Consider the following 26,466-nt stretch of genomic DNA (forward strand, 5'->3'; position numbering starts at 1 on the left):
AAGATGACAGGGCAGCCGTTCCCCGTCGAGGGCGGGCACATCCTGATGTTCGCCCGCGCCATCGGCGACGAGAACCCGGCCTACGTCGGCGAGAGCGCGCTCGCGCCGCCCACGTTCACCATGGCGAGCGCCCACCACGATCCCGACTACCGGCTGCGGCCCAAGCCGGGGGAGGAGTGGTTCGGGTCCGGCGCGGGGCCCGGCGTGATGCCGGAGGGGGGTGGCGGGCTGCACGCCGAGCAGCACTTCGAGTACCACCGGCCGGTGCGGGCGGGGGAGACCCTGTACGCCACCACCGTCGCCGGACGCAGCTGGGAGAAGCAAGGCCGGACGGGCCGGCTGCTGTTCAGCGAGCGCATCACCGAGTACCGCGACGCCGACGGCGAACCGGTCGTCAGCGCCCGCACGGTGGCCGTCGTACCCGAGGGCCCCGCCACCCGGAAGGACGCCCGATGAGCCTGAGCATCGACGACGTCAAGGTCGGCGAGACCCGCGAGAGCGTGCTGGTCGACGACCTCAAGCGCACCCGGATCGTCCAATACGCGGGCGCGTCCGGCGACTTCAACCCGCTGCACACCGACGAGAAGTTCGCCTCCGAGGTCGCGGGCTACCCCGGTGTCTTCGCCCACGGCATGCTCACGATGGGCATGACGGGACGCGTCCTGACCGACTGGGTCGGCGTCGAGGCGCTGCTGACCTTCGGGGTGCGCTTCAAGGCCCAGGTGTGGCCCGGCGACACCCTGACCGCCACGGCGACCGTCGAGTCGGTCGAGGACACCCCGGACGGCCCGGTCGTCCACTTCTCGCTGCGTACCGTCACCCAGGACGGCGCCGAGGTGGTCAGCGGCACCGCTTCGGCCCTGCTGGAGCCCTGAACCGGTGGGCGGCGAGGCGGAGTTCACCTGGACGGCGACGGTGGTGGCCGCCTACGACCACTCCCGTCCCGCCGTCCGGTTCGGGGACCTCACCTGGACCGGACACGAACTCCTCGACCGGGCGGCCGGCGCCGCGGACTGGTTGGACACACTCGGCCTTCGCCCCGGCGCCCCGGTACCCGCCCTGGCTGCCACCTCCGCCGACGCCCTCGCGCTCGTCATCGGCGGCGCGGGGTCCGCCCACCCGCTCGCCCCGCTCGGCGTCCGCATGACGCCGTACGAGATCGCGGCCGTGGTCGAGGCATCCGGAACCCAACTCCTCCTCGCACAGCCCGAGTTCGCCGAACTCGGCGAACAGGTCGCCGAGCTGTCCGGCCGCCGCTCCGTCGTCGTCCCCGAACTCCGGCCGAGCACAAGGCCGTTGACCGCCGAGCAGGACGATCTCGCCGTCGTCCTGCACACCTCCGGCACGACAGGCCTCCCCAAACCCGTCCGCATGACCCAACGCCGCCTGGCCGCCCGCGCCCGCGTCAACGGGCGCCTCTGCGCGCTCGATCCGCACAGTTTCTACGGGGGCAGCGCCCCCTTCCACCACATCGCAGGACTCGGCAACATCGCCGTCGCCCTGGCCGCGGGCGCGCTGATCACCGGTCTGCCCCGCTTCACTGTCGAGGGCTGGGGCCTGCTGCGCACCGCCGGCGTCACCCACACCAGCATGGTCCCGGCGATGCTGGAGACCCTGCTGAGCGCAGGGCAGGCACACCACGAGACGCTGCGGGTCCTCCAGTACGGTGGCGCGCCGGTCCGTCCCGGCACCCTGCGGCGGACGTACGAGGCGATGCCCGGCGTCCGGATGCTCAACATGTTCGGGCAGACCGAGGGCTCGCCCATCAGCGTGCTCACCCCCGAGGACCACCGGGAGGCGGTCGCCGGACGCACCGAACTGCTGCGGTCCGTGGGACGGCCGGCCCCCGGCGTCGAGCTGCGGGTGCGGGAGGCCGGCCCGGACGGCGTCGGCGAGATCCACGCCCGCGCCGACCACTTCTTCCGGATCGACGCCGAAGGCTGGTTGCACAGCGGCGACTTGGGCCGAGTGTCGCCGGACGGCTATCTCTACCTGTACGGCCGGGGCACCGACATGATCATCCGGGGCGGTGAGAACGTCCACCCGCTGGAGGTCGAGACCGTCCTGGCCGCACACCCCGGCGTCGCGGACGTCGCAGTCACGGGCGCCCCCGACGAACGGCTCGGCCAGACCGTCGTCGCCTTCGTCGTACCGGCCGACCCCGAGGCCCCGCCCGAACCCGCCTCGCTCAGGGCGCACGCCCGCACCCGGCTGTCCGGATTCAAGGTCCCCGTCCGCTGGTGGTTCGTGAACCACCTGCCGCGCAACGCCAACGGCAAGGTCGTACGACAGCGGCTGCGCGAGCCCGGCCAAGGAGAAGCAGAAGATGACTGATCACTCCGTCGTCGACCCGGAGAGTGTGGGGGTGGATCCGTACCGGCTGGATGTTCTGCTGCGCCGCATCCGTCTGGAGGTCGAGCACGGACCGCTGCCGTCCGCGCAGGTCGCTGTCGCCCGGGGCGGTCGCCTGGTGGCGTTCGAGACCTGGGGGGACGCGGGACCGGACACGCGATACGTCCTGCAGTCCGTCGGGCGGTCGATCGTCGCCGGTGTCGTGTGGAAGCTGCTCGGCGAGGGCCTCCTGCACCTGGACGAGCAAGTCGCTGCGATCATCCCGGAGTTCGCGCCGAACGGGAAGGAGACGGTGACCGTCGAGCAGGTGCTCACACACACCGCGGGCTTCCCCTTCGCGCCCCTCGGCTACCCGAAGATGCTGGACCGCGAGCAACGGCTCGCCGCCTTCGGCCGCTGGCGGCTCGACACCCCGCCGGGCACCCGCTTCCAGTTCCACCTCACCGCCGCCGCCTGGCTGATCGCCGAGATCGTCGAGCGGCGCACGGGGCTGCCCTTCGCGGACTACCTCCACGAGCGGATCGTCCGGCCGCTGGGCCTCACCTCGATCGAACTCGGTGTCCCGGTCGATCGCCAGCGCGGCACCGTCGCCCCGATGACCGCCACCGACCGCACCGACGACACCCAGGAACCCGACCCCTGGGGGCCGTGGTACCTCTCCGACCCCCGCGTCCTGGCTGCCGGCGAGCCCAGCCATGCCCTGGTCGCCACCGCCGCCGATGTCGCCCTGTACTTCCAGGCACTGGAGCACACGGGCCTGTGGAAGCCGGAGGCGGTGGCGGAGGGCACGCGGATCCGCTTCACCCAACTCCCTTACGGGGAGCAGATATACGGGGGTGGCGGCAGCCGGCGTACCGGCATGGGGCTGTTCGTGACGGTGGCCGGTCCGGACGCCGGCAGCCAACTGCCGTCCACCGGCTCGCCGTCGCTCTTCGGCAGCGCGGGCGCCGCCTATCAACTCGGCTTCATGGACCCGGAGTCCGGCCTGTCCTTCGCCTGTCTGAGCAACGGTTATCCGCTGGCCGGCTACGACCATTCCCGGCGGGGCACGGCGCTGCTCACCAACATCGCGAATCTGGCGGCGGACCTGGTCGGTTGACCTGGTCCGCCGCCAACGGGGGCGTGCGGGGTTCAGCGGCTGATCAGCTGCTGGGCGTTGTTGTACATGATGTCGTCCTGGACCGACTCGTCCAGCTCCGCGAGGAGCTTGCGGTAGTCGGCCGGGTTGGCGATGCCCTCCGCGTGCGGGAAGTCCGAACCCATCACGATCGACTCGTGGTAGCCGAGCCGCTTGACCAGGCTCGGGATGTCGTCCTCCGGATACGGCACCACACGGATGTGCTTGCGGAACACCTGGCTCGGGCGCTCCGCCAACTGGCCGCCGATCCAGGGGCCGTTGCGGCCCATGCCGCGGCTCTTGTCCATGTGCCGCACGAAGTGGGGCACCCACTCGGCGCCGAACTCGGAGACCAGGACGTTTATGTCGGGGAAGCGTCCGAAGAGGTTGTCGAAGATCAGCGCGGACAGCGTCTCCTCGATGGGGCGCTGGCCGTAGGTGTTCATCCACTGCCAGGCCGACATGCGGAAGTGGATCGGGCTGGCGTCGTGTCCCCAGGCGGGGGCGACGTGGGAGTTGTAGTAGAACTCGCTGATGTGATAGCAGACGCTGGCCTTGGCCTCGTTGACCAGTTTCCAGAACGGGTCGAAGTACGGGTCGCCCGGTGAGCGGCCGTACTGCGGCCCGGTCGGCAGCATGATGAAGCGGGCGCCCTTGTCCAGGACGTACTCCAGTTCCTTGACCGCGTGGTCCAGGTCGCGCAGCGACAGCAGCGCGGGGGAGTAGATGCGGTCCTGGTGGTTGAAGCCCCACACCTCGTTCATGTAGCGGTTGAACGAGTGGTAGTTGGCGTAGAGCGGCTCGACGCCCTGTACGTACTCCTCGGCGACCAGTGCCCAACCGCCGGGGTAGATGATCGTCTGGTCCAGACCCTGCTCGTCCATGACGCGCAGCCGCGCCTCGCGGTTCTGGTACGACTCGTGCATCGGCTCGAACTGGTAGGTCTCGTCGGGGTTGCCCGAGGCCATGGCCTTGAGCATCTCCTTGAGCGAGCCGGGCCGGTAGACCTGCCCGAACTCCGGCTCCAGACAGACCACGATCCGGTCTCCGGCGAGGATGACCTCGCGGCCGTCCGGGAGTGTCACCGGGGCCACCGCCTGGCCGAGGAACTCTTTCGGGAGGTAGCGGGTGAAGGAGTCCCGTTCCTCGTACATGTGCTGGTCGCAGTCGAAGATTCGCTTGCGCTGTTCGGCCATGGCCGTCGCCTCCGGACCCCAGATCTATTCAGTACGCCTCCTATAATTATCTAACTATTTCGGAGACGCAAGGGGTGAGGGCGGAAACGGCTCGGCGAACGCCCGGTGGTCCGGTCAGTCGATGAGTTCGAGCACCGTCTTGGGTCCGGCCCCGTTCACCACGTCGTCGGCGCCGCTGATGTGGCGCTGCCACAGCTTCTCGGCCTCGTCGGCCTTGCCGGACTCGATCAGGCCGACCAGGCGCACATGGGCCCGGTGCCCCTTCAGGGCCTGCGCCTTCTGGGTCTCGGCGTCGGTGGCCGCCGCGGTGTACGAGGCGTTGGCCCGGTCGATGATGTTGCGGAGCATGCCGCACAGGAGGATCAGCGTCTGGTTGCCGGTCAGTTCGACCAGCAGGGCGTGGAAGGTGTCCTGCGCCTCGACCAGGCCCAGCGGGTCGTCCAGGACGGTCTTCTCGGCCGCCACCGCGTCGCGCAGTCGCTTGATGTCGTCGGCCGTGTGCTTGGCGGCCAGTTGACGCACGCACGGCGGCTCGATGACGGCCGCGGCGCGGTAGACGTCGCCCAGTGTGGCGCCGCGGTATTCGAGGATCAGGCCGGCGAAGCGGGCCGCGACATCGGAGTCCGGCGCGCTGACCCGGGCGCCGCCGTGCGCGCCGCGCCGCACGGTGATCAGCGACTCCGACTCCAGGACGCGGAACGCTTCGCGCAGCGTCGGCCGCGAGATGCCGAACTGCTCCATCAGGCCCGATTCGGGCGGCAGGGCGTCGCCCGGCTTCAGTTCGCCCCGTACGATCTGGCGGCGCAGCTCCGCGGCGACCAGTTCGGCGGTCTTCGGGACACGCACCTGACGTCCGACGCGGCCACGCGCGGGGACGGGCACGATGGGCGTTTCTGCGCGGGCTGCCTCGGCCACGGCGGGCTCCTCCGTCATATAGCAAAATGAATCGTCTTAGTGCATCGAGGGTACCAGGTCAAGGTCTGGATGATCTTTCCTCGGCGGAACCCGATCTGGTGCCCGGGCCATGGTTGGGTATATAGATGATTCATCTAGCTATAAAGCCAACGGGCTCTGGGAGTGACCTCGATGAACGAGCATGCGGCCCCGGTGATCCTCAGCGAGCTGACCGGCGACGGGGTCATGCTGCTCACCCTGAACCGGCCCGAGCGGCACAACGCCTGGACGCTGGAGATGGAGCTGCTCTACAACGAGCTCTTCGACCGCGCCGAGGCTGACCCGTCGGTACGGGCCGTCGTCCTCACCGGCGCGGGACGCAGCTTCTGCCCGGGCATGGACATGAGCGTGCTCGACGGCGCGTCCTCCGGGGCGCGCCCGTGGCCGACCGACCGGCTGCCGCCCCGCACCCGGCCCATGTCGTTCCCCAAACCCCTGGTGGCGGCGGTCAACGGCGCCTGTGCCGGCATCGGCTTCAACCAGGCACTCATGTGCGACGTGCGGTTCGCCGTGCCGGGCGCCAAGTTCGCCGCCGCGTTCAGCGCGCGCGGCCTGGTGGCCGAGGACGGCGTCTCGTGGCTGCTGCCCCGGCTCGTCGGCTACGGCAACGCGAGCGACCTTTTGCTGTCCTCGCGCCGCGTCACTGGCACCGAGGCGGAGGCGATGGGCCTGGTCAACCGTCTCGTCCAGCCGGAGGAACTGCTCCCGGCGGCCCTCGCGTACGCCACGGAACTCGCCCGCTCGGCCAGCCCGTACGCGATGTCCCTCATCAAGCGGCAACTCGCCGACGACCAGGCGAGAAGCTTCACCGAGAGCCGCGACACCGCCGCCGCACTGCTGGCCACGGCGAAACGCGCCCCGGACTACCGCGAGGGCGTGCGCAGCTTCATCGAACGCCGGCAACCGGAGTTCGCCGGGCTGGGCGAGAACGTGCCCGAACCGGCGCAGGCCTCGTCGTGAGCCGCGCCCAACTCCCGCTGCACCGCCGCACCATCACCGTCACCGCCCACCAGGAGCCCGGCGGCGAGGAGATCTCGGTCGAGGCGGAGCTGCGCGACGAGCGGCCGTGGTCCGAACCGGAGGCCGCCGACATCCACCGGATGGTGCTGGCGGTGCGGGTCCGACTCGCGGACATGACCATCGTGGCCGCCGACGCGGAGATGCTGACGTTTCCGCACGCAGAGTGCCCGTTCATCACCCCGGTCTTCGACAGCCTGATCGGCCTCGGCGTCGCCGCCGGATACAACCGGGCGATCCAGGAGCGGTTCCGCGGCGTCCTGGGCTGCTCCCACCTCTATGAACTGGCCCGGGCGCTCGGCCCCGCAGTGGTGCAGGCGGCCATGTCCGCCAACGCGCGCCGCCGTGACGCCGGCGAGTCCGCCAACGGCCCGCGCGCCACGGCCGGGGTGCTGAACAGCTGCCACATCTGGGCACCGGACGGCGTGGGCCTGCGCAAGCTGGACGCGGGCTGGCGCCCGGGGACCGGGCCGCGTCCGGTTCCCGGACTCGGGGCGTTCGAGGCCCGCGAGTGAGTCCGCGAGGCTGAGGGGCGGCTGCGTGAAGGCGGGGGCGGGGTGGTCGACCACGCGGATGCGGAGTCGGCCCCGGCCGGACCTACTTGGAGCCGACCGGCGCGGCGACAGCCGCTGCTGACCGCGACCTGGGTGTCGCCGAGCCGGCGTCGGCCAGCCCCGCTGCCGTGACCAGCCGTCCCTGAACCGGTCGCGACCACCCGTCACCGGCCCTGCCTCAACCAGCCGTCGCCCTCGGCTCGCGCGGCAGCCCCAGCACCTTCTCCGCGAGGATGTTCCGCTGCACCTGCGAGGTGCCCGCGTAGATCGTGCCGGAGCGGGCGATCAGGTACGTCGTCGACCAGGACGCCGAGGAGTTCGCGGCGCCAGGGTCGTCGGTGCGGTAGGTGCGCAACGGCGGGCGGCCGACCGGCACTTGGCCGTGCAGGCCCATGATGTCCATCGCGAGATCGGTGACCTTCGTGTGGTACTCGCTCCAGTACAGCTTGGCGATCGACGACTCGGGCCCCGGCTCCGCGCCCTTGAGCCAGCCGGTGAGGATCCGGTAGCCGAGATACCGCATGATCTCGACCTTCGACCAGCACCAGGCGATCCGCTGCCGGATGACCGGATCCTGGTCCCTGCCGTACAGGCGGGCCAGTTCCACCAGGCGTTCCACCTCCGCCCGGAACAGGATCGGGTTGGTGGCCGCCTCCTCCCCGCGCTCCACGCCCAACAGGCTCTGGGCGACCGTCCAACCGTTGTCGACTCCGCCCACGACGAGGTCGGCGCGGGTGCGGGCGCCGTTGAAGAACACCTCGTTGAAATGGAGTTGGCCGCTCATCATGCGGAACGGCCGTACCTCGACGCCGGGTTGGTCCAACGGGACGAGGAGGAAGGAGATCCCGCGGTGCTTGGTCGCGGCGCGGTCCGTGCGGGCCAGGACGAAGATCCAGTCGCTGTGGTGGGCGCCGGACGTCCACACCTTCTGGCCGTCGATCACCCACTCGTCGCCGTCACGGACGGCACGCGTCGTCAGCGAGGCCAGGTCCGAGCCCGCGTCGGGCTCCGAGTACCCCTGGCACCAGGTGTCCTCGCCGCTGAGGATGCGCGGCAGGAAGTGGCTCCGCTGCTCGTCCGTGCCCCAGCGCAGCAGCGTGTTCGCCAGCATCTTCACGCCGAAGGTGTCCTGCGGCAGCCCGAACGGCACACCGGCCAGGGCCAGTTCCTCCATCAGGACCACCTGGTGGAGCTTGGACAGGCCACGGCCGCCGTACCGCTCGGGCCAGGCGAGGGAAAGGTAGCGGTGCTCGGCGAGCAGGCGCCGCCAGTCCCGGGCGAAGGCCCAGGCGGATTCCTCATCGAGTGCGCCGATGCCCTGCCAGTCCGACGGCAACGCCTCGGCGAGGAACCCCTTGACCTCGGTGCGGAACATCTCGGTCTCCGCGGGATAGCTGATGTCCACCCGTGCGCTCTCCTCGCCCGGCTGCGCCCGCCCAGCCGATCGCTGTATTGATTGTTTCAGCATAATAGGTTATCTATTTAGAAGGAATAGTGGAGGACGGCGTCGAGCCAAGGGCGGGCTGACATGGGACTGCTGGACGGCCGCAACGCGGTGATCACCGGCGGCGCACAGGGCATCGGCTTCGAGATCGCCGGAGTCCTCGGCGCCGCGGGGGCGTCCGTCGTCCTCGGCGACATCAACGAGGCCGCCGCCGCGGAAGCCGCCGAGCGCCTCGCCAAGAACGGCGTCGCCGCCACCTCGCTGCGCTGCGACGTCACCGACGAGGACGAGGTCGCCGCCCTGGTCGCCCACTGCTCCGACACCTTCGGCCCGGTCGGCGTCATGGTCAACAACGCCGGGATCACCCGCGACGCGACCCTGCGCAAGATGGCCCTGTCCGACTTCCGCGCGGTCGTCGACGTCCATCTGACCGGCGCCTGGAACGGCACCCGGTACGCCGCCGAGGCGATGCGCGCGCACGGACGCGGCGGCAGCATCGTCAACATCTCGTCCATCGCCGGCAAGGTCGGCAACTTCGGCCAGACGAACTACAGCGCCGCCAAGGCGGGACTCGTGGGTCTCACCAAGGCCTCCGCCAAGGAGCTCGCCAAGGCGGGCGTCCGCGTCAACGCCGTACAGCCGGGTCTGATCCGCACCGCCATGACCGAGGCGATGCCGCCGGCCGCCTGGGACGCGAAGCTCGCCGAGATCCCCCTGGGCCGCGCGGGCGAACCCGCCGAGGTCGCCCAGGTCGTCCTCTTCCTCGCCTCCGACATGGCGAGCTACGTCACCGGAGCCGTGGTCGAGGTGACCGGCGGCCGGTACATGTGACCCCTCATGAAAGGCCTGGCCGATGCCCGCCCTCCTGCGTGACGCGGTGATCTGTGAACCCGTGCGTACCCCCGTCGGTGGCTACGGAGGCGTCTTCCGCGACGTGCCGGCGACCGAGCTGGCCGCCGCCGTCGTACGCGCCGTACTGGACCGCACCGGTATCCCGCCCGCCGCCGTCGACGACGTGCTGCTGGGCCAGTGCTACCCCAACGGCGAGGCCCCGGCCATCGGCCGCGTCGCCGCCCTCGACGCCGGGCTGCCGGTGGAGGTACCGGGACTCCAGATCGACCGCCGGTGCGGTTCCGGACTCCAGGCGATCATCACGGCGGCGATGCAGGTGCAGACCGGCGCGAGTGACCTCGTGCTCGCCGGTGGCGTCGAGTCCATGAGCCAGGCGGAGTTCTACACCACCGGCGTCCGCTTCGGCGTGCGCGGTGCGGGCACCACCCTGCACGACCGGCTGGCCCGCGGCCGGGTCACCTCGGGAGGCGTCAACCACCCTGTCCCCGGCGGGATGCTGGAGACCGCCGAGAATCTGCGGCGCGAGTACGCGATCCCCCGCGAGGAGCAGGACCGACTTGCCCTGAGCTCTCACGAGAAGGCGGTAGCCGCCCAGCGCGAGGGCCGCTTCACCGACGAGATCGTGCCGGTCTCCGTGCGGACGAGGAAGGGCGAGATCGTCGTCGACACCGACGAACACCCGCGCCCCGACTCGACGTTGGAGAAACTCGCGAGCCTGCGCCCCGTACTCGGACGGCAGGACCCTGAGGCGACCGTCACCGCCGGCAATGCCAGCGGACAGAACGACGGCGCTGCCCTCTGCGTCGTCACCCACCCCGAGCGCGCCGCCGAACTCGGCCTGCGCCCCCTGGCCCGCCTGGTCTCCTGGGCCGTAGTGGGCGTGCCGCCGGAGACGATGGGCATCGGCCCGGTACCCGCCACGGCCAAGGCACTTGAACGCGCGGGACTGAAGCTCGCCGACATCGACCTGATCGAACTCAATGAGGCCTTCGCCGCCCAGGTGCTCGCCTGCACCCGTGAATGGGCCCTGACCGAGGCCGACTTCGAGCGGTTCAACGTCAACGGCTCCGGCATCTCGCTGGGCCACCCCGTCGGCGCCACCGGCGGCCGCATCCTCGCCACCCTGCTGCGCGAACTCGACCGCCGCCAGGCCCGCTACGGCCTGGAGACCATGTGCCTCGGCGGCGGCCAGGGCCTGGCAGCGGTCTTCGAACGGTCCACGCACACCACCGACCCCAAGGGAGGACGCTGATGCCCGGACTGATCGCATACGGCGCCTACGTGCCGTACCACCGCCTCGCCCGGGCGGACATCGCCGCCACCCTCGGGACGGCCCCGTCCCGGGGCACGCGCGCGGTCGCGGGCTACGACGAGGACACCACCTCGATGGCCGTCGAGGCGGCCCGGTCCACCCTGGCCAGGGACGGGCTCCGGACCCGCATCGGCCAGCTCTTCCTCGCCACCGCCGCGCCCGCCTACCTCGACAAGACGAACGCGACCGCCGTCCACGCGGCGCTCGGCCTCGACCCGCACGTCCTCTCCGTCGACATGGTGGGCTCCGTCCGCTCCGGCCTCGGCGCGCTGCTCACCGCCGCGCGCTCCCCGATACCGACCCTCGCGGTACTGTCCGACCTGCGCACCGGTCTGCCCGGCGGCGGCGAGGAGAGCGCGGGCGGCGACGGCGCGGCGGCGTTCGCCTTCGGCGGCCACCGCAACGGAGCCCCCGTCCTCGCGGAGCTGCTCGCCCACGACACGGTCAGCGACGAGATCCTCGACCGCTGGCGGCTGCCCGGCGCCCCCGCCTCCCGCGTCTGGGAGGAGCGCTTCGCGGAGGAGATCTACGTCTCCCTCGCGGACAAGGCACTGACCGCCGCCCTCGACCAGGCGGGCCTGGACCGTGACGCCATCGACCACCTCATCGTCTCGGGCCTGCACGCGCGCGCGTGCGCGACGGTGCGTCGTACCTCAGGCGTACGTCCCGAGGCGGCGACCGCCGACCTCACCGCGGAGATCGGCAACGCCGGCACCGCCCAGCCCGGCCTGCTCCTCGCCGATGTCCTCGACCGGGCCGAACCCGGCCGGATTATCGCGCTCGTCGTCCTCGGCGACGGCGCCGGAGTGCTGCTCCTGCGCACCACCGACGCCCTCCCCGCACACCGCGCCGCCCGCCCGGTCGCCGCGCAGATCGCCGCGGGCGGCACCCCGATGCCGTACGCCACCTACCTCTCCTGGCGCGGACTTCTCGACCGTGAACCGCCGCGCCGCCCGGATCCCGAGCCGCCCTATGCCCCGCCGGCGCACCGCCGCAACAGCTGGAAGTACGGCTTCGTCGCCTCCCGTTGCGAGAAGTGCGGGACCCGGCATCTGCCGCCGGACCGGGTGTGCGCCTCCTGCCGGAGCGTCGACGCCATGACCGACGAGCCGATGGAACACGTGCGGGGCACGGTCGCCACGTTCACCGTGGACCGGCTGGCCCACACACCGAGCCCGCCGATGCTCGTCGTGGTCGTCGACTACGACGGCGGTGGTCGCTTCCGCTGCCAGCTCACCGACGCCACCGAGGCCGACGCCGTCATCGGCGCCCGGGTCGAGATGACCTTCCGGCGTACGGTCACCGCCGCCGGAGTCCACAACTACTTCTGGAAGGCCCGGCCGGTACGCGCCGGCGAGACCGAGGGGACAGGCGCATGAGCTCGCACGGAATCCGGGACCGGGTCGCGATCGTCGGCATGGGCTGCACGCCCTTCGGTGAACACTGGGGCCGTTCGGCGGACGACCTGCTGGTCGACGCCGTGGGCGAGGCGGTCACCTCGGCCGGCATCACGCTCGACGACATCGACGCGTTCTGGCTCGGCACCCAGGCCTCCGGAGTCTCCGGACTGACCCTCAGCCGCCCGCTGCACCTGCCGTACAAGCCGGTCACCCGCCTGGAGAACATGTGCGCGACCGGCTCCGAGGCGCTGCGCAACGCCTGTTACGCGGTCGCCTCGGGCGCCTACGACGTGGCGATGGCCGTCGGCGTGGAGAAGCTCAAGGACTCCGGCATGTCCGGGCTCTCGGGCACCACGATGCCGGGCGCGGGCGACGACAGCCGCGGCGAGATCACCGCCCCGGCGAACTTCTCCCTCCTCGCCCCCGCCTACGCGGCCAAGTACGGCCTGGATCAAAGTGAGTTGAAGGACGTCATCACCCGTATCGCCTGGAAGAACCACGTCAACGGCGCCCGCAACCCCCGTGCCCAGTTCCGCAAGGAGGTGCCGCTGGAGCGCATCCGGTCGGCGCCGATCGTCGCTGGCATGCTCGGCGTGTTCGACTGCTCGGGGGTCTCCGACGGCTCGGCGGCGGCGATCGTCGTACGCGCCGAGGACGCCTACAAGTACACGGACAAGCCGATCTTCGTGAAGGCACTCTCCTTCGTCGCGGGCCCGGCGGACGGACTCCTCGACCCCGACTACGACTTCACCACCTTCCCCGAGGTCGTCGTCTCCGCCCAGGAGGCCTACCGGCAGGCGGGCATCACCGACCCGCGCGCCGAACTGGCCCTCGCCGAGGTCCACGACTGCTTCACACCAACGGAGTTGGTGCTGATGGAGGATCTGGGTTTCTCGGAGCGCGGGCAGGCATGGAAGGACGTCACCAGCGGTGCCTTCGACCTGGACGGCTCACTGCCGGTCAACCCGGACGGCGGCCTGAAGGCCTTCGGCCACCCGATCGGCGCCTCCGGGCTGCGCATGATGTTCGAGGCCTGGCTCCAACTGCGCGGCGAGGCACCGCCCGAGCGGACGGTCGCGTCTGTGGCCGAAGGACGCTCGCTCGCCCTGACCCACAACCTCGGCGGCGGTCCCGGCGAATGCGTCTCCTTCGTCTCCGTCGTCGGCAGCGAACTCACCGACTGAGAAGGGTGGTTGAGTCATGGGACGACTCGACGACAGGATCGCGATCGTGACCGGGGCCGCATCCGGCATCGGGGCCGCCACCGCCCGCCGCCTGGCGGTCGAGGGCGCCCACACGGTCGTAGCGGATCTGAACCTGGACGGCGCCAAGGCGGTCACGGAGGAGATCCGGGCCGCCGGGGGATCCGCCACGGCGGTCCCGGTCGACCTGGGCGACATCGACTCCGTACGGGTCATGGTGGCCACGGCAGTTGACATCTACGGCGGTCTCGACGTCCTGCACAACAACGCGGCGGCCACCCACCTCGCCGCCCGCCAGGACCTCGCCGTCCTGGAGGCGGACCCGGCGGTCTGGGACGACACCATGCGGATCAACCTGCGCGGCACCATGGTCGCGATCCAGGCCGCCGTCCCGCACATGATCGCCCGTGGCGCCGGCTCGATCATCAACACCTCGTCCGGCGCAGGTCTCGCGGGTGACCTGCGCAATCCCGCGTACGGCGCCTCGAAGGCCGCCCTCATCAATCTCACGAAGTACGTCGCCACCCAGTACGGCAAGCAGGGCGTGCGCTGCAACGCCATCGCCCCGGGGTTCATCGTCACACCGGCGAGCGCCGGTTCGGCGCACGGGGCGATCCGGGAGAAGATGCTCCGCCATCACCTCACCCCGCGCCTCGGCAGGCCCGAGGACGTCGCGGCGGCGGTCGTCTTCCTCGCCTCCGACGAGTCCGCCTTCGTCACCGGACACACCCTGCGGGTGGACGGCGGACTCCTGTCCCACCAGCCGTACGTGGCGGACCTGCGCGAGGCGTGACGCAGTGCGGATCGCGTCGTTCGACCGGCCCGCGGCGCGAGACGCCACGGGCCGGTCGTGTCGTGCCGCCGTACCGTCGGAGCGTGCGACGCACGCCATCTCCCCGGCCTCGGCGCCGCCCGCTCTCAGACCGTCGTCTCCGGTTCCAGGTCGCCCAGGTAGGCGGCTCGGACCGCCGGATCGCGGCGCACCTCGTCCGGGGTGCCGGCGCAGATCAGGCGGCCGAAGTCCAGCACCACGACTTGGTCGCAGACGCTCATCACCATGTCGACGTCGTGCTCGACGAGCAGCACCCCCATGCCCCAGTCCTCGGCCAGCCGCCGCACCAACTGGGCCAATTCCTGTGTCTCGTCGTCGGACAGCCCCGCCGCCGGTTCGTCCAGCAGCAGCACGGACGGCGAGGTCGCCACCGCCCGCGCGATCGCCAGCAACCTCCGCTCGCCGTACGACAGATCGCCCACAGGCCGGTCCAGACTGTCCTGGAGCCCGAACTCCCTTACGGCGACGAGTACTTGGGCGGGCAACGGACGGCTGCCCGGACGGACCAGGTCGGTGAGCCAGGTCCACCGGCCCGGTCGCTCGCAGGCGGCGTAGAGGTTGTCCAGGACCGTCATGTCCTCGAACAGTTCCAGTGACTGGAAGGACCGGCTCAGGCCGGCCCCGGCCCGCCGGTGCACCGGCGCCCGGGTCACGTCCCGCTCACCGAGGCGGACGCTCCCGGACGCGGCCCGGGTGAAGCCTGTGACGGCGTCGATGGCGGAGGTCTTGCCGGCGCCGTTGGGGCCGATGAGGCCCACCACTCGGCCCGGTTCGACGTCCAGCGAGAGTCCGTCGACGGCGACGACACCGCCGTAGCGGACGGTGAGGTCGCGCACGTGCAGGGGGAGAGGTGCGGCGCGCGGTACGTCCGGCAGGGATTCCGGCTCCGCCTCGGGTACGACGGCAGCGCGCTGCGGGCGCAGCTTTCGCTCAAGTCCCCTCGCCTGCCTGCCGAGTTCCTTGCCGATGCCGTCCTGGTTGCCCACCAGGGTCAGCACCAGGACTATCCCGCCGATCAGCGGCATCCACTCGCTCAGCCCGGGCAGCACCAGGTCCCCGAACCGGGCGCCGACCGTGCCCGCGGCGAACGTGGCGCCGAACAGCGGGCCGACGAGGAAGCCGACGCCGCCGATGACGGCGAGGCCGAGGGCGGTGACGGAGTCGAAGCTCGCGAAGTCGGAGAAGACCACCGACGTTGAGCGGAAGCCGGTCAGCACTCCGGCGAGCGCGGCGATGGCCGAGGACAGGCCGAAGGCGTAGAGCTTGGCCGCGCGGACGTCGATACCGAGGGCCGCGGCGGCCCGCTCGTTGGCCCGTACGGCGACGAGGCGGCGGCCGGTGCGGCTGCGGCGGACGTTGGCGACCACGAGTGCGGCGGCGACGAACAGGAGCAGCACCACGGCCGCGTAGCGCTGCGGATGGTCGACGCCGGAGATGCTGATGCCGAAGAGCGTCTGGTTGCCGACCGCGATGCCGTCGCTGCCGGGCGTCGTCGACAGGTCGGTGTTCTGGAAGACCATCGCCTCCAGGGTGGTGCCGAGCCCGAGTGTGATGATCGCGAGGTTGACCCCGCGCGTGCGCACGGCCGGCAGCGCGAACAGCAGGCCGATCGGCACGGTCCCCAACACGCCTGCCAGCAGGGCGAGTTCGAAGGGCCAGCCCCAGTCCGCCGCCGCGTGCCCGGCGATGAAGGCGCCGGTCCCGGCGAGGGCGTAGGCCGCGAGCGAGACCTGCCCCGCGTAGCCGGTGACCACGATGATCGACAGGATGATGAGGGAGAGCACCAGGGTGCTGGTGATCGCGTCGGCCCACAGCGGGGTGGAGAGACTCACCAGCACCAACCCGAGTACGACGGCCAGCGCGAGGGGGACGGGACGCACCCTGCCGGTGCCCAGGGCCGGTAGCCGGTCGAGGAACGTGCCGCGCAACGGCAGCGCCCGGCCGCGCGCGACCAGCACCAGGGCGATGAACAGGAACGGCACCGACGAGGCGAGTCCGGTGACACCCGAGCCGAAGCGTGTCAGTTCGGACTGCGCGACCCCGATGACCAGACCGCCCGCCAGGGTGATCGGGAACGACGAGAACCTGCCGACCAGGGCGGCGGCCAGCGCGCTCAGCAGCAGCGTGGTCAGCCCGGTCACCGACAGGCCGATCACCGGCACGATCAGGATGGCGGTGAGGCCCGCGAGCGCGGAGCCCAGTGCCCAGTTGCCGGCGGCGATCAGGTCGGGGGACCAACCGAGCGAGGCGGCGATGCCCTCGTTCTCGGCGACCGCGGTGGTGCCCAGGCCGAACAGGGTTCGCTTGTAGAGGAGATGGAGTACCGCGGTCACGGCGAGCGCGATGGCGAGCAGCCAGACGCGGTCCTCGGAGACCGTCGCCCCGGCGATCGTCAGCAGCCGGGTGGGCAGCTTGCCCGGTACCAACTGCAGGCTGTCGCCGTAGCGTTTGACGGCGATCGCGGTGAGCACGATGAACACCGCGAGGGTGCCGACCAGTCGGGCCAGGGTGGACGCCCCGCGCAGCGGGCGGATCACCAACAGGTGGGTGAACACGCCCAGTACGGCGGAGGTGAGGACGCCGCACGCCGTGGCGGGCCAGTACGGCACGCCGTGGTTCGTGGCGAGCTCCCACTGGACGTAGGCACCGGCCATCCCGATCGCGCCGTGCGCGAAGTTGAGGACGCCGGAGCCCCGGTAGACCAGCACGATGCCGTGCGCCGTGAGCGCGTAGAGGGCGCCGAGCCCCAGGCCGAGCAGCGCGAAGCGCAGGACGTCGTCCATCCGAGGAACCTCCCAGACGCGGGCCAGATACAGCACGAGACAGTGCATTCATTTAAATAATTGTGCCGAGAGTACTTCACTAACCCAAAAATGCACCCCATGCTGTTCGGCATCTCGACGACGCCCACTTGGGCGCGAGCCCCGCGGAGGGACCATGAACGACTCACGCCGACGCAGAAGCGTCGCGGCCGGCTGTCTCACGGCGACCGGAGCCCTGCTCCTGGCAGGGTGCGGGGGAGAGGCGGCAAGCAGTTCGGCCGAGACCTCCTCGCTGAAGGGCACCCCGGTGAAGGTGATGGTCTGGGCGCCGGAGAACACCCAGGGCAGCGCCCAGCCCGGGATCCACCTCACCGCCACGGCCTACGAGAAGTGGATCAACGCCAACGGCGGGATCAAGGGCGGACCCCTCAAGGTCGAGTTCTGCAACGAGAAGGGCGACCCCGACGAGGCCGAGAAGTGCGCCCAGCAGGCCGTCGCCGACAAGGTGACGGCGGTCGTCGGCTCGTACAGTCTCGCCGGGGACCGCTACATGCCCGTCCTCCAGAAGGCCGGCATCCCCTACATCGGCGGGACCGGTGTCTCCGCCGCGGAGTTCTCCAACCCGCTGTCCTTCCCGGTCAACGGCGGCACCCCCGTGGTGTTCGCGGCGCACGGCCGCCAGCTGGTGGAGCAGGGCTGCAAGAAGATCACCGGTGTGCGGTACGACGTGGCCGCCGCGGCCGTGGTCTCGCAGTTCCTCACCCTGGGCGTGGTCTCCGCCGGCGGCGCGGCGCCCAAGGACCTCAAGGTGCCGCTCACCGCCACCGACCTCGCCCCGCAGGTCGCCGCGACCAAGGGCAGCGACTGCGTGAGCGTCATCATGGGCACCGCCTCCGGCCTGTTCGTGAAGTCGTACGTGCAGTCCGGCGACAAGACCAAGCTCGCCAGCGTCGTCGGCAACCTCACTCCGCAACTGGCCGCGAGCACCGGCGGAAGCAGCAGCCCGCTGGAGGGTGCCGCGATCACCGGCTACTACCCGCCGACCTCCGACGCCGTCTGGAAGGACTTCGTCGCGGCGGCCAAGGGCAAGGACATCGACACCACCAACGGCGCCAACGCCACGACCTGGGTGGCCTTCAAGGTCTTCACCGAGGCCGCCAAGAAGCTGCCGACGATCTCGGCCGAGGCACTGGTGAAGGAGCTGAACACCACCTCAGGCATCGACACCGGAGGTCTGACCCCGCCGCTGAACTGGAAGGCGTCGACGGCCCTGCCGATCAAGGGACTCGACCGGATCCACAACACGACCGCCACCGAACTCACCATCCGCGACGGCAAGATCGAGTGGGCGAAGGCCGGGTCGACCTTCGTCGATGTCCGCAAGGAGCTGACGGCCGCGTCGCACGGCTGAGCCCGCTTCGGTACGGCGACTCCGCCGACCCCGGCCGACTCCGGTTGAGGAGAGACCTCGTGCACGACACAGATGTGCCTCTGATAGCGACCCGCGCCCTGTCCGCCGGTTACGGCAGCCGACCCGTCGTGAGCGACCTCGACCTGGAGGTCCGGCCGGGCGAGGTCGTCGCCCTGCTCGGCCCCAACGGCGCGGGCAAGACCACCACCCTCAGGGCGCTGTCCGGCGACCTGACCCCGATGAGCGGCGAGGTCCGGTGGCTGGGCACCCCCGGCCACGCGCCCCTGCACCGCCGCGCCCGCGAGGGCCTCGCCTACGTCGGTGAACGCGCGGTGTTCACCCGCCTCGACACCACCGACAACCTACGGGTCGGACGCGTGCCGCCCGACCGGGCCGTCGCCCTCTTCCCCGAGCTGGAAAAACGCCTGAGGACCGGAGCGGGCATGCTCTCCGGCGGTGAGCAGCAGATGCTGTCGCTGGCGCGCGCCCTGTGCCGCAGCCCCCGGCTCCTCCTGGCCGACGAACTGTCCCTGGGCCTCGCCCCGTTGGTCGTCGACCGGCTCCTGCGCGCCGTCCGCGAGGCGGCCGACCAGGGACTGGGCGCACTGCTGGTCGAACAGCACGTCCGCAAGGTGCTCGACATCGCCGACCGCGTCTACGTCCTGCGCCGCGGCCGGGTCGTCATGGCCGGCACCCCGAAGGAACTGCGCGGAGACCTCGACGCCATCGAGTCCTCCTATCTCGCGAACAACCCGACGTCATGACTGATGGAGGTGGTTGCCGTGCCCAGCGCACGTGAGCAGATCCGGGCCCTCGTCCGGTCCGGAGACACATTCGACCAACCCGCCCGGGAACTAAGGGAGTTGCAACTCGAAGCGGCGCGAGAGGCCTTCGCCGCACACCGCGAGCGCATCCCGCTGCTGCGCACCCGGGCCGCGGAGAGCGGCGTCCACGCGATCGAGAGCCCCGACGACCTCGTCCCCCTGCTGTTCTCCCACACCAGCTACAAGTCGTACCCCCTCTCCCTCATCACGGGCGGCCGGTGGGACCGGCTGCTGCGCTGGTACGCGACGGTGTCGGTGGTCGAGCCGGGCGACGTCGACGTCGAGGGCGTGACCGACATCGACGAGTGGGCGGACCGCGTAACGGCCGCCGGACACCGCCCCTACATCACCAGCGGCACCTCGGGAAAGGTCTCCTTCCTCAACTGCGACGCGAGCGACCTGGATTTCCTGCACGACATCCTCGCGAACCTCACCTGCTGGCCCGACCCGCTGCCGCCCGAGCCCACTCGCCGCGGCTATCTCCTGGCACCGGCGAGCGGCCCGATGCGCTCCATCGACGGCTACCGCTGGCACGCGGACGTCTTCGCACGGCCCGGAGAGACACGGCTGCTCACCGAGGAACCCATGCGGGTCTCGGAGTTGATGAGCAGCGCCCTGCTGCGCCGCCGGATGGCGGAGGGCACCGCGACCCCACAGGAGATCAGCTCCTTCGAGGCCGCGTCCGGGGCCCGCGAGGCCGAACTCGGCGCGGCCGTCGCACAGATCGTCGACGACATCGCCGCCCACCGGACCGAGCCCCTCCTGATCGCCGGCATGAACAACCAGCAGTTCACCCTGATCCAGGCCCTGCGGGCCCAGGGCGTACCCGACGGCAGCCTCCACCCGGACACGCTGGTCCTCAGCGGCGGCGGCAACAAGAACGGGGTCCTGCCCGACGACTACCAGCAGCAGTTCGCCGCCTTCTACGACGGCGTACGGCGGGTGCGCAGTTACGGCATGACGGAGCTTCAGGGTTCCTGCCCGGCCTGCGAGTCGGGCAACTACCACGTACCGCCGTGGGTGATCCCACTGGTCCTGGACGAGCCGGGCGAGAAGCTGCTCAACACCGAACAGGGCGTGGTGGAGGGCCGGTTCGCCTTCCTCGACGTATCGCTGGAGGGCAGGTGGGGCGGCCTGATCAGTGGCGACCGGGTCCTCGTCGACTTCTCGCCCTGCGTCTGCGGCCGGCCGGGACCGGCTGTCCTGCCGGACATCCGCCGTTACGGCGACCTGGGCGGCGAGGACAAGATCACCTGCGCCGCGACACTCGACTCCTATGTCCGGGGGATGATCCACGGATGAGCACCACGACCGGCACCGAGGTCGTGCACGTCGTGCGCGGCGAGGTCGACCACGGCTCACCCGTCGCGTACGGTCGCGCCGACGCCGCCTTCACCGCACCGGCACTCGACCTGGACCGCCTCGTCCGGCCGCGCACCGAACCCGGCCCCGCCTTCCACGTGCCCGTCGCCGAGATCGTCGACCTGCTGGTGGAGACCGGCGAGGCCCTCAAGGCGGACCGCGAGGGCCTGCTCGCCGAGGCCCTCGACCGCATGGTCCGGGTCAGCCCGCTGCCCGCCGAAGTCCTCGAACGCGCCTACGCCGTCCTGTGGCGCAGCTTCCAACGGCCCGGCCTGTACGCCCAGATTGACCACGAACTCGGCGGAGCGGACGTGCTCGACGGCTGGCGTGAGGTACGCCTGCCCGCCAACCGGACCGCGGCCATCCGCGCGTTCCCGCCGCGCCTGGTGCATGTCATCGCCGGCAACGCCCCCGGCGTCGCCGCGATGTCCGTCGTGCGCGGCGCCCTCACCAAGGGCGTCAACCTGCTGAAACTGCCCTCGAACGACCTGTTCACCGCGACCGCGATCCTGCGCACGATGGCGGCGGTGGCCCCCGGTCACCCCGTGGTCCGCTCGTTCTCCGCGGTGTACTGGCGCGGCGGCGACGAGACGGTGGAGAGCGTACTGTTCCGCCCCCAGTTCTTCGACAAACTGGTCGCCTGGGGCGGCGAGGCCACGATTCGCGGGGCACTGCGGTATGTCGGCCCGGGCTTCGAACTCGTCTCCTTCGACCCCAAGACCTCCATCTCGCTCATCGGCCGTGAGGCGTTCGAGTCCGCCGAGACCCTTGCCCGAGCCGCCGACGCGGGCGCCGCCGACGCCACCTTCTTCAACCAGCAGGCCTGCGTGGCCAGCCGCTTCCAGTTCGTCGAGGGCTCCTGGGCGGACGCCGACCGCTACGCCGCCCTGCTGTGCGAACGCCTGGGCGTGGCGAGGGAGTTCAGCTCGGCCGACGGCCCCCGGGTCGCCGCCGAACTCCGCGAGGAGATCGACGTCTTGCGCTCCCTGGCCCCCGACTACCGGGTGTGGGGCGGCTACGACGGCCGGGGCCTGGTCATCCGCTCGCCCGAACCGGTGGACTTCCACCCCGACGGAAAGATGGTCAACGTCGTCCCGGTCACCGAGTTGTCCGAAGCCGTAGCTCACGCAGGGGTCGCCACACAGACGGTGGGCGTGTATCCCGGCATCCGCAAAACGGGGTTGCGCGACGCCCTCGCCTGCGCGGGGGTTCAGCGGGTGGTGTCCCTCGGCGGGGCGGGCGGTATGCCGCCGGGGCTCTCCCACGACGGCTTCTACCCGTTGCAGCGGCTCCTGCGGTGGGTGAACGACGAGTGAGGGGGGATTGTCGGCTGGTGGTCGACGGCGCGGATGTGGCCGGTCGGTGAGAATGCGATCCTCGAAACAGAGAGGGCGGGGCCGCGCGGGGTATCGGTGATGGACTCCAGCGGAGCCCATGAACTGTCCGCGGCCCGCAACAGCCGCCTTGACCAGGGCGGTTGGACCCGTGCCGTGTACGACTGGCCCCCGTTCCGGTCCCGCTGTCGGTGCTACGCCTCAACGGTGGGTCTCCGGTCCGCGCGGAACGCGAACCGGGCTCTGCCGTCCCCGCGCTGCGGTTCCCGGACGAGAGGGGGTCTGCTCTTCGGCTTCGGGGGCAGACGGCGATAGATCGGGTGTGAGCGTCGCCCGGTCGTGGACCGCCGCGAGGCGCCGAGCCGTGGGAGCGCCGATGTCGACCGCAGTGCCGGGAAGAGCAGCAGGAGCGACCGGTGACGAATCCGAGTCGGTGCGGCCGGGCCGCTCGCCCCTGCTGCCCCGCGGAACCGGGAGCACCGCGGCGCGCATCGGCGTACTGACCGTCTGTCAGGCCGCTCTGCTGGTGGGCTTCGGGCTCCTGATCACGGGCCCCGCCCGCGATGTGTGGCCGCTGACGGCCGAGGACCACGTCAACGAGGGCTTCGAGCGGATCCGCACGGGCCCCCTCAACGCCCTCTCGTACCTCGGCTCGGAGGCGGGCAACACCCTCACGGTGATCGCCGTCACCCTGGTGAGCTGCGTGGCGCTGCTGCTCGTCCCGCGGTTGCCGATGTGGCGTCACGCGGTCTTCCTCGCCGTCGCCGTCTCACTCCAGGCACTGGTGTTCCTGACCGTCACCGAGTCGGTGGACCGGACCCGCCCGCACGTGCACCGTCTCGACTCCTCCCCGCCCACGTCCAGTTACACCTCGGGCCACACCGGCGCGGCCACCGCGCTCTACGCCGGACTGGCGGTGCTCGTGGTGGCCCGCGTGCGCAGGCCCTGGCGGTGGCCGCTGGCCGGGCTCCTGCTCCTGATACCGCTGGTCGTCGGCGTCTCCCGCCTCTACCGGGGCATGCACCACCCCACTGACGTGATCGGCGGACTGGCCAACGGCGCCCTGTCCCTGCTGATCGCCGGCCGCGCCCTGCTGACCGACGGATCCGTGACCGCCGCTCCCGCGTCGCGCACCGGGCGCGGTGACGCGACATCCGGAGTCGAGGAGCGCGCGCCCGGCAGCACTGCCGTGATCCTCAACCCCACGGTGACCGGAGCGGCGGACCGGGAAAAGCTGCGCCGTATTCTCGAACAACACGGCCACCGAGCACCGGAGTTCATCGAGACCACCGCCCAGGACCCCGGCTCCGGGCAGACGGCCGGTGCCGTCCGGGCGGGCGCGGAACTGGTCGTCGTCTGCGGTGGAGACGGAACCATCAGGTCGGCCGCCGACGCACTGGCCGGCACCGGCGTTCCGCTCGTCGTGGTGCCCTGCGGCACCGGCAATCTGCTGGCCCGCAACCTCGGCCTGCCGCTCACCCCCGCCGACGCGCTCACCGCGGCGCTGTCCGGCACCCCGCACCGCCTCGACCTGGGCCGCATCGAGGGCGACGGCCTCGCCTCCACCCACTTCGCCGCGATGTCCGGGGCGGGGCTCGACGCCGCGATGCTGGAACACACCGACGACCGCGCCAAGTCCGCCGTCGGCTGGCTCGCCTACGTACTCGCCACGTTCGGCACGCTGCGCACACCCCGTATGCGGCTCACGCTCCGTCTCGACGACGGGCCCGTCCTGCACCGTACGGCCCGCATGGTGCTCCTCGCCAACGTCGGCACCGTACAAGGCGGTCTGACGCTCCTTCCGGCGGCCCGCCCCGACGACGGTCTGCTCGATCTGCTCATCCTCGACCCGCGTGGTCCCGGCGGCTGGCTGAGTGCCCTGGGCACCCTGATACGCGGCCGCCGGCGAAGCACGCGGCCGACAGCCCCGGACGCAGTCGTCCCCGTCGGCACCGGCACGAAGGGCGTACCGGTGGAGTTCCGTACCTTCCGGCGGGCCGAACTCACCTTCGCCGTACCGCAGTCGCGTGAGCTCGACGGGGACCCGGTGTCCCACGGCCGGCGTCTCACCGCCGAGGTCAGGCCCGGCGCACTGACGGTGCTGCTGCCCACCGGGGAGAAGTGAATGGGCACCGCCACCAAGGTCCCCGAGACCCGTGACATGACCGGCGACGACCTCTCGGCCGATGAGGCCCTGGCCTCGCTGCGCCGCTACGGCGGCTGGCCGCTGCTGCGCGACTCCTTCGTCCGGTTCCGCTACGCCGACGGCTTCAGCCACTCCCGAGCGCTCGCGCTGCAGACGGTGCTGGCGGTGATCCCGCTGGCCATCGCCTTCGTGGGCCTCTCCACAGCGCTGCACACGGAGAACATCGGCAGACTCGCCGAACTGACCATCCACCGCATCGCGCAGGGCCCCAGCGCCGACGTCGTCGACGACGCCCTGGACCGCGGTCGCCACAGCGCGGGCGACGGCGATCAGATCGCCCTCTGGTTCGGCCTGCTCTTCTCCCTGGTCAATGTGACCACCGCGATGTGCCAGATCGAACGCGGCGCCAACCGGATCTACGGAAACGAACGCGACCGCCCCTTCCGCCAGAAGTATCTGCGCGGGCTGGTGATGTCGCTGAGCGCGGGGATTCCGCTCGGCCTCGGCTTCATCGTGATGGTGGCAGGCGGCGAGCTGGCCGCCGCGGCGGCGACGGTGTACCACCTCGACGGCGACGCCAGGACCGCCTGGGAGATCCTGCGCTGGCCGTTCGGCCTGCTGCTGGTCCTCCTCTCGGCCAGCGCGATCTTCCGCCGTTCCCCGCGGCGCCGCCAACCCGGTTACACCTGGCTGGCCTTCGGCGCCGCCGTCTACCTGGTGCTGTGGACGACTCTGACCTGGCTGCTGAGCCTGTACCTGGACCTCAGCGGGTCCTTCGACGCGGTCTACGGCCCGCTCAGCGCCTTCATGTCCCTGTTGCTGTGGGCCTACCTGACCTCCATCGCCCTCTTTCTGGGCCTCTCCTTCGCCGCGCAGCTGGAGGCCGCGCGGGCACTGCGGCCCGGTCCCGTCACAGCCGATCCGGGGGTGTGAACGGTGGTCCGCGCCACGGCCCGGCGCCTTCGCGACCTCCGTCGCCGGACGGCCGACCGGCGGTTCGGCATCCACCTGCTCGGCTCGGCAGCCGTCGCGGCCGTGGCGGCCGTCCCCTTCGGCCTGCTGCTCGTCCTGGTCGAGGGACAGTGGCAGCCGCTGCGCCGGCTCGACGCGGGCGCGGCACGGCGGTTGCACGAGACCGCCCTCGACCACCCGGCGTGGACGGACACCCTGCGCTTCCTGTCCGACCGGGTGTGGGACCCGTTCACGCTGCGGACGGCAGTCGCGCTGCTGACCGGGTGGCTGCTCTACCGGCGGGCGTGGCGGCTCGCCGCGTGGTCCGCCGTGACGGCCACGGCCGGCGGGTTCATCGGGCTGCTGGTCAAAACGGTGGTCGAACGGGCCAGACCGGCCTTGGAGGACCCGGTCGCGCACGCACCGGGATTCTCCTTCCCCTCGGGACACGCGATGACCGCGACCACCTCGTTCGCCATCCTCCTGCTGGTCCTGCTCCCCATGGTGCCGCGCCCCCTTCGGGCACTGTGCTGGTGCGCCGCGGTCGGGTCCGTCCTCGGCGTCGGCTTCACCCGCGTCGCGCTCGGCGTGCACTGGTTCAGCGACGTCGTGGGCGGCTGGCTCCTGGGCCTCGCCGTCGTCGCCCTCACCACATGGGCCTTCGAGGCCTGGCGCACCGACACGGGCCGCGGACACGCCGGATTGAGCGAGGGCCTGGAGCCCGAACTCACCGACGCCCGACCCGAACCCGGCCCCTCCGCCCGCAGGCACGGCGACGGATCCGGGCGCGGCTGACGGACACGTCCGCAGATCCCGAACCGGGCTGTTCCGAACGTGAGCCGCTCTCCCGCCGTGGAGAGCGGCTCACGCCGGGACGCTTTCGGGTCAGGCCGGCTGCCAGGAGAGGATGGACTGGTACTGCGCCTCGATGCCGCCGGCCGCGATGATGCTCGACGGGACCTGGTCGGCTGCGGTGATGTTGTGGTTGTCCTGGATCAGGACGCCCTTGCTGTCGTAGTCCGAGGGACCGCTCGGCCAGTAGTTGCCTTCGATGTCCGTCGGGTCGTAAGTCCCGTCCCCCGCGGTGTAGTTGCCGTGTTTGCTGCCCCAGGGCGAGACGTTGATGTTCCACACGGCGTTGCCGAGGATCGACACGTAGGTGGCGCCGTTGTCGGTGTACAGGACGTGGCCGCCGGAGGTGTTGAGCTGGTCGTGGACCACGTTGCCGCTGACGTGCTCGCCGGTGGCCATGGAGGTGCCGGTGATCCCGTTCGTGTAGACGGCTCCGCCGTCGCCGAGGAGCGACATGTGGTCGTGGACGAGGTTGTTGGAGACGGTGTTGTTGTTGGAGTAGTTGGGCTGCGCGGGCAGGCTCACCTTGTCGGGCCAGCCACCCCAGCCGATGGAGATGGCCGTGTAGGGGACATGGTCGATCTGGTTGTGG

22 protein-coding genes and 1 pseudogene are annotated in these 26,466 nt (G+C 71.1%); 18 read left to right on the forward strand and 5 right to left on the reverse strand.

Annotated features, from left to right (window positions below):
- The first annotated feature begins 3 nt into the window (after nucleotides 1–3).
- The 4 genes from JHN45_RS13660 to JHN45_RS13675 are packed head-to-tail and all read left to right on the forward strand — an operon-like array spanning nucleotide 4 to nucleotide 3,451.
- Complete coding sequence (locus tag JHN45_RS13660) at nucleotides 4–456, forward strand: MaoC family dehydratase N-terminal domain-containing protein (RefSeq protein WP_201049165.1); 453 nt, start codon at nucleotides 4–6, stop codon at nucleotides 454–456.
- Nucleotides 453–875: a MaoC/PaaZ C-terminal domain-containing protein gene (locus JHN45_RS13665; protein WP_200709476.1), complete on the forward strand. Its 423-nt coding sequence runs from the start codon at nucleotides 453–455 to the stop codon at nucleotides 873–875. Before JHN45_RS13660 ends, JHN45_RS13665 begins: the two co-directional genes overlap by 4 nt.
- Before the next feature lie 4 nt (nucleotides 876–879).
- Nucleotides 880–2,334 (forward strand): class I adenylate-forming enzyme family protein, encoded by a 1,455-nt coding sequence (locus tag JHN45_RS13670; RefSeq protein ID WP_200709475.1) that lies wholly within the window; start codon nucleotides 880–882, stop codon nucleotides 2,332–2,334.
- Nucleotides 2,327–3,451: a serine hydrolase gene (locus JHN45_RS13675; RefSeq protein WP_200709474.1), complete on the forward strand. Its 1,125-nt coding sequence runs from the start codon at nucleotides 2,327–2,329 to the stop codon at nucleotides 3,449–3,451. Before JHN45_RS13670 ends, JHN45_RS13675 begins: the two co-directional genes overlap by 8 nt.
- Nucleotides 3,452–3,483: 32 nt before the next feature.
- Here JHN45_RS13675 and JHN45_RS13680 read toward each other — a convergent pair whose 3' ends face one another.
- On the reverse strand, nucleotides 3,484–4,665 hold the full coding sequence (locus tag JHN45_RS13680) for an amidohydrolase family protein (RefSeq protein ID WP_019071890.1): 1,182 nt from the start codon (nucleotides 4,663–4,665) through the stop codon (nucleotides 3,484–3,486).
- A 114-nt stretch (nucleotides 4,666–4,779) separates the two neighbouring features.
- Nucleotides 4,780–5,598: a FadR/GntR family transcriptional regulator gene (locus JHN45_RS13685; RefSeq protein WP_234467670.1), complete on the reverse strand. Its 819-nt coding sequence runs from the start codon at nucleotides 5,596–5,598 to the stop codon at nucleotides 4,780–4,782.
- Nucleotides 5,599–5,751: 153 nt separating this feature from the next.
- Here JHN45_RS13685 and JHN45_RS13690 point away from each other — a divergent pair, with 153 nt between their 5' ends.
- Nucleotides 5,752–6,579, forward strand: coding sequence for an enoyl-CoA hydratase-related protein (locus tag JHN45_RS13690; protein WP_200709472.1), 828 nt, complete (start codon nucleotides 5,752–5,754; stop codon nucleotides 6,577–6,579).
- Nucleotides 6,576–7,151 carry a DUF2889 domain-containing protein gene (locus JHN45_RS13695; protein ID WP_200709471.1) on the forward strand — a complete coding sequence of 192 codons (576 nt, stop codon included), beginning with the start codon at nucleotides 6,576–6,578 and terminating at the stop codon, nucleotides 7,149–7,151. Before JHN45_RS13690 ends, JHN45_RS13695 begins: the two co-directional genes overlap by 4 nt.
- A gap of 217 nt (nucleotides 7,152–7,368) precedes the next feature.
- Here JHN45_RS13695 and JHN45_RS13700 read toward each other — a convergent pair whose 3' ends face one another.
- Nucleotides 7,369–8,595, reverse strand: coding sequence for an acyl-CoA dehydrogenase family protein (locus tag JHN45_RS13700; protein WP_200709470.1), 1,227 nt, complete (start codon nucleotides 8,593–8,595; stop codon nucleotides 7,369–7,371).
- Nucleotides 8,596–8,718: 123 nt separating this feature from the next.
- Between JHN45_RS13700 and fabG the strand changes: the two genes are divergently transcribed.
- From fabG to JHN45_RS13725, 5 genes are read left to right on the forward strand one after another with little or no spacing between them, the layout of a single operon-like run.
- Nucleotides 8,719–9,465: a 3-oxoacyl-ACP reductase FabG gene (gene fabG / locus JHN45_RS13705; RefSeq protein WP_200709469.1), complete on the forward strand. Its 747-nt coding sequence runs from the start codon at nucleotides 8,719–8,721 to the stop codon at nucleotides 9,463–9,465.
- 22 nt (nucleotides 9,466–9,487) lie between these two features.
- The gene (locus JHN45_RS13710) at nucleotides 9,488–10,738 is read left to right on the forward strand and encodes an acetyl-CoA C-acetyltransferase (protein WP_200709468.1); all 1,251 of its coding nucleotides are present in this window, start codon (nucleotides 9,488–9,490) and stop codon (nucleotides 10,736–10,738) included.
- Complete coding sequence (locus JHN45_RS13715) at nucleotides 10,738–12,177, forward strand: OB-fold domain-containing protein (protein ID WP_200709467.1); 1,440 nt, start codon at nucleotides 10,738–10,740, stop codon at nucleotides 12,175–12,177. The genes JHN45_RS13710 and JHN45_RS13715 overlap by 1 nt, the downstream gene beginning before the upstream one ends.
- Complete coding sequence (locus JHN45_RS13720; RefSeq protein WP_201049166.1) at nucleotides 12,174–13,382, forward strand: acetyl-CoA acetyltransferase; 1,209 nt, start codon at nucleotides 12,174–12,176, stop codon at nucleotides 13,380–13,382. Before JHN45_RS13715 ends, JHN45_RS13720 begins: the two co-directional genes overlap by 4 nt.
- A 16-nt stretch (nucleotides 13,383–13,398) precedes the next feature.
- Nucleotides 13,399–14,193 carry an SDR family NAD(P)-dependent oxidoreductase gene (locus JHN45_RS13725; RefSeq protein WP_201049167.1) on the forward strand — a complete coding sequence of 265 codons (795 nt, stop codon included), beginning with the start codon at nucleotides 13,399–13,401 and terminating at the stop codon, nucleotides 14,191–14,193.
- A gap of 125 nt (nucleotides 14,194–14,318) precedes the next feature.
- On the opposite strand, the gene JHN45_RS13730 is transcribed toward JHN45_RS13725, so the two are convergent.
- Complete coding sequence (locus JHN45_RS13730) at nucleotides 14,319–17,063, reverse strand: ATP-binding cassette domain-containing protein (protein ID WP_236583647.1); 2,745 nt, start codon at nucleotides 17,061–17,063, stop codon at nucleotides 14,319–14,321.
- A gap of 106 nt (nucleotides 17,064–17,169) precedes the next feature.
- Here JHN45_RS13730 and JHN45_RS13735 point away from each other — a divergent pair, with 106 nt between their 5' ends.
- The 7 genes from JHN45_RS13735 to JHN45_RS13765 all read left to right on the forward strand — a co-directional run bounded on the left by JHN45_RS13735 (nucleotide 17,170) and on the right by JHN45_RS13765 (nucleotide 25,817).
- A complete protein-coding gene (locus JHN45_RS13735) occupies nucleotides 17,170–18,405 on the forward strand; it encodes an ABC transporter substrate-binding protein (RefSeq protein ID WP_200709464.1) in 1,236 nt (411 codons plus the stop codon).
- A 59-nt stretch (nucleotides 18,406–18,464) separates the two neighbouring features.
- On the forward strand, nucleotides 18,465–19,169 hold the full coding sequence (locus tag JHN45_RS13740) for an ABC transporter ATP-binding protein (protein WP_200709463.1): 705 nt from the start codon (nucleotides 18,465–18,467) through the stop codon (nucleotides 19,167–19,169).
- Between the two features lie 18 nt (nucleotides 19,170–19,187).
- On the forward strand, nucleotides 19,188–20,531 hold the full coding sequence (locus JHN45_RS13745; RefSeq protein ID WP_201049168.1) for a hypothetical protein: 1,344 nt from the start codon (nucleotides 19,188–19,190) through the stop codon (nucleotides 20,529–20,531).
- Entirely contained in the window at nucleotides 20,528–21,907 is a 1,380-nt protein-coding gene (locus JHN45_RS13750) for an acyl-CoA reductase (protein WP_201049169.1), read from the forward strand. The genes JHN45_RS13745 and JHN45_RS13750 overlap by 4 nt, the downstream gene beginning before the upstream one ends.
- Nucleotides 21,908–22,301: 394 nt before the next feature.
- Nucleotides 22,302–24,050, forward strand: coding sequence for a diacylglycerol kinase family protein (locus JHN45_RS13755; RefSeq protein ID WP_201049170.1), 1,749 nt, complete (start codon nucleotides 22,302–22,304; stop codon nucleotides 24,048–24,050).
- Nucleotides 24,051–25,004: a YihY/virulence factor BrkB family protein gene (locus JHN45_RS13760; protein ID WP_200709459.1), complete on the forward strand. Its 954-nt coding sequence runs from the start codon at nucleotides 24,051–24,053 to the stop codon at nucleotides 25,002–25,004.
- 3 nt (nucleotides 25,005–25,007) lie between these two features.
- The gene (locus JHN45_RS13765; protein WP_200709458.1) at nucleotides 25,008–25,817 is read left to right on the forward strand and encodes a phosphatase PAP2 family protein; all 810 of its coding nucleotides are present in this window, start codon (nucleotides 25,008–25,010) and stop codon (nucleotides 25,815–25,817) included.
- Between the two features lie 90 nt (nucleotides 25,818–25,907).
- On the opposite strand, the pseudogene JHN45_RS13770 reads toward JHN45_RS13765, so the two are convergent.
- Nucleotides 25,908–26,466, reverse strand: a pseudogene (locus JHN45_RS13770) (fibronectin type III domain-containing protein); the annotation flags it as partial.

The sequence above is a fragment of the Streptomyces sp. MBT53 genome (assembly GCF_016654115.1).
Classification (GTDB): Bacteria; Actinomycetota; Actinomycetes; order Streptomycetales; family Streptomycetaceae; genus Streptomyces.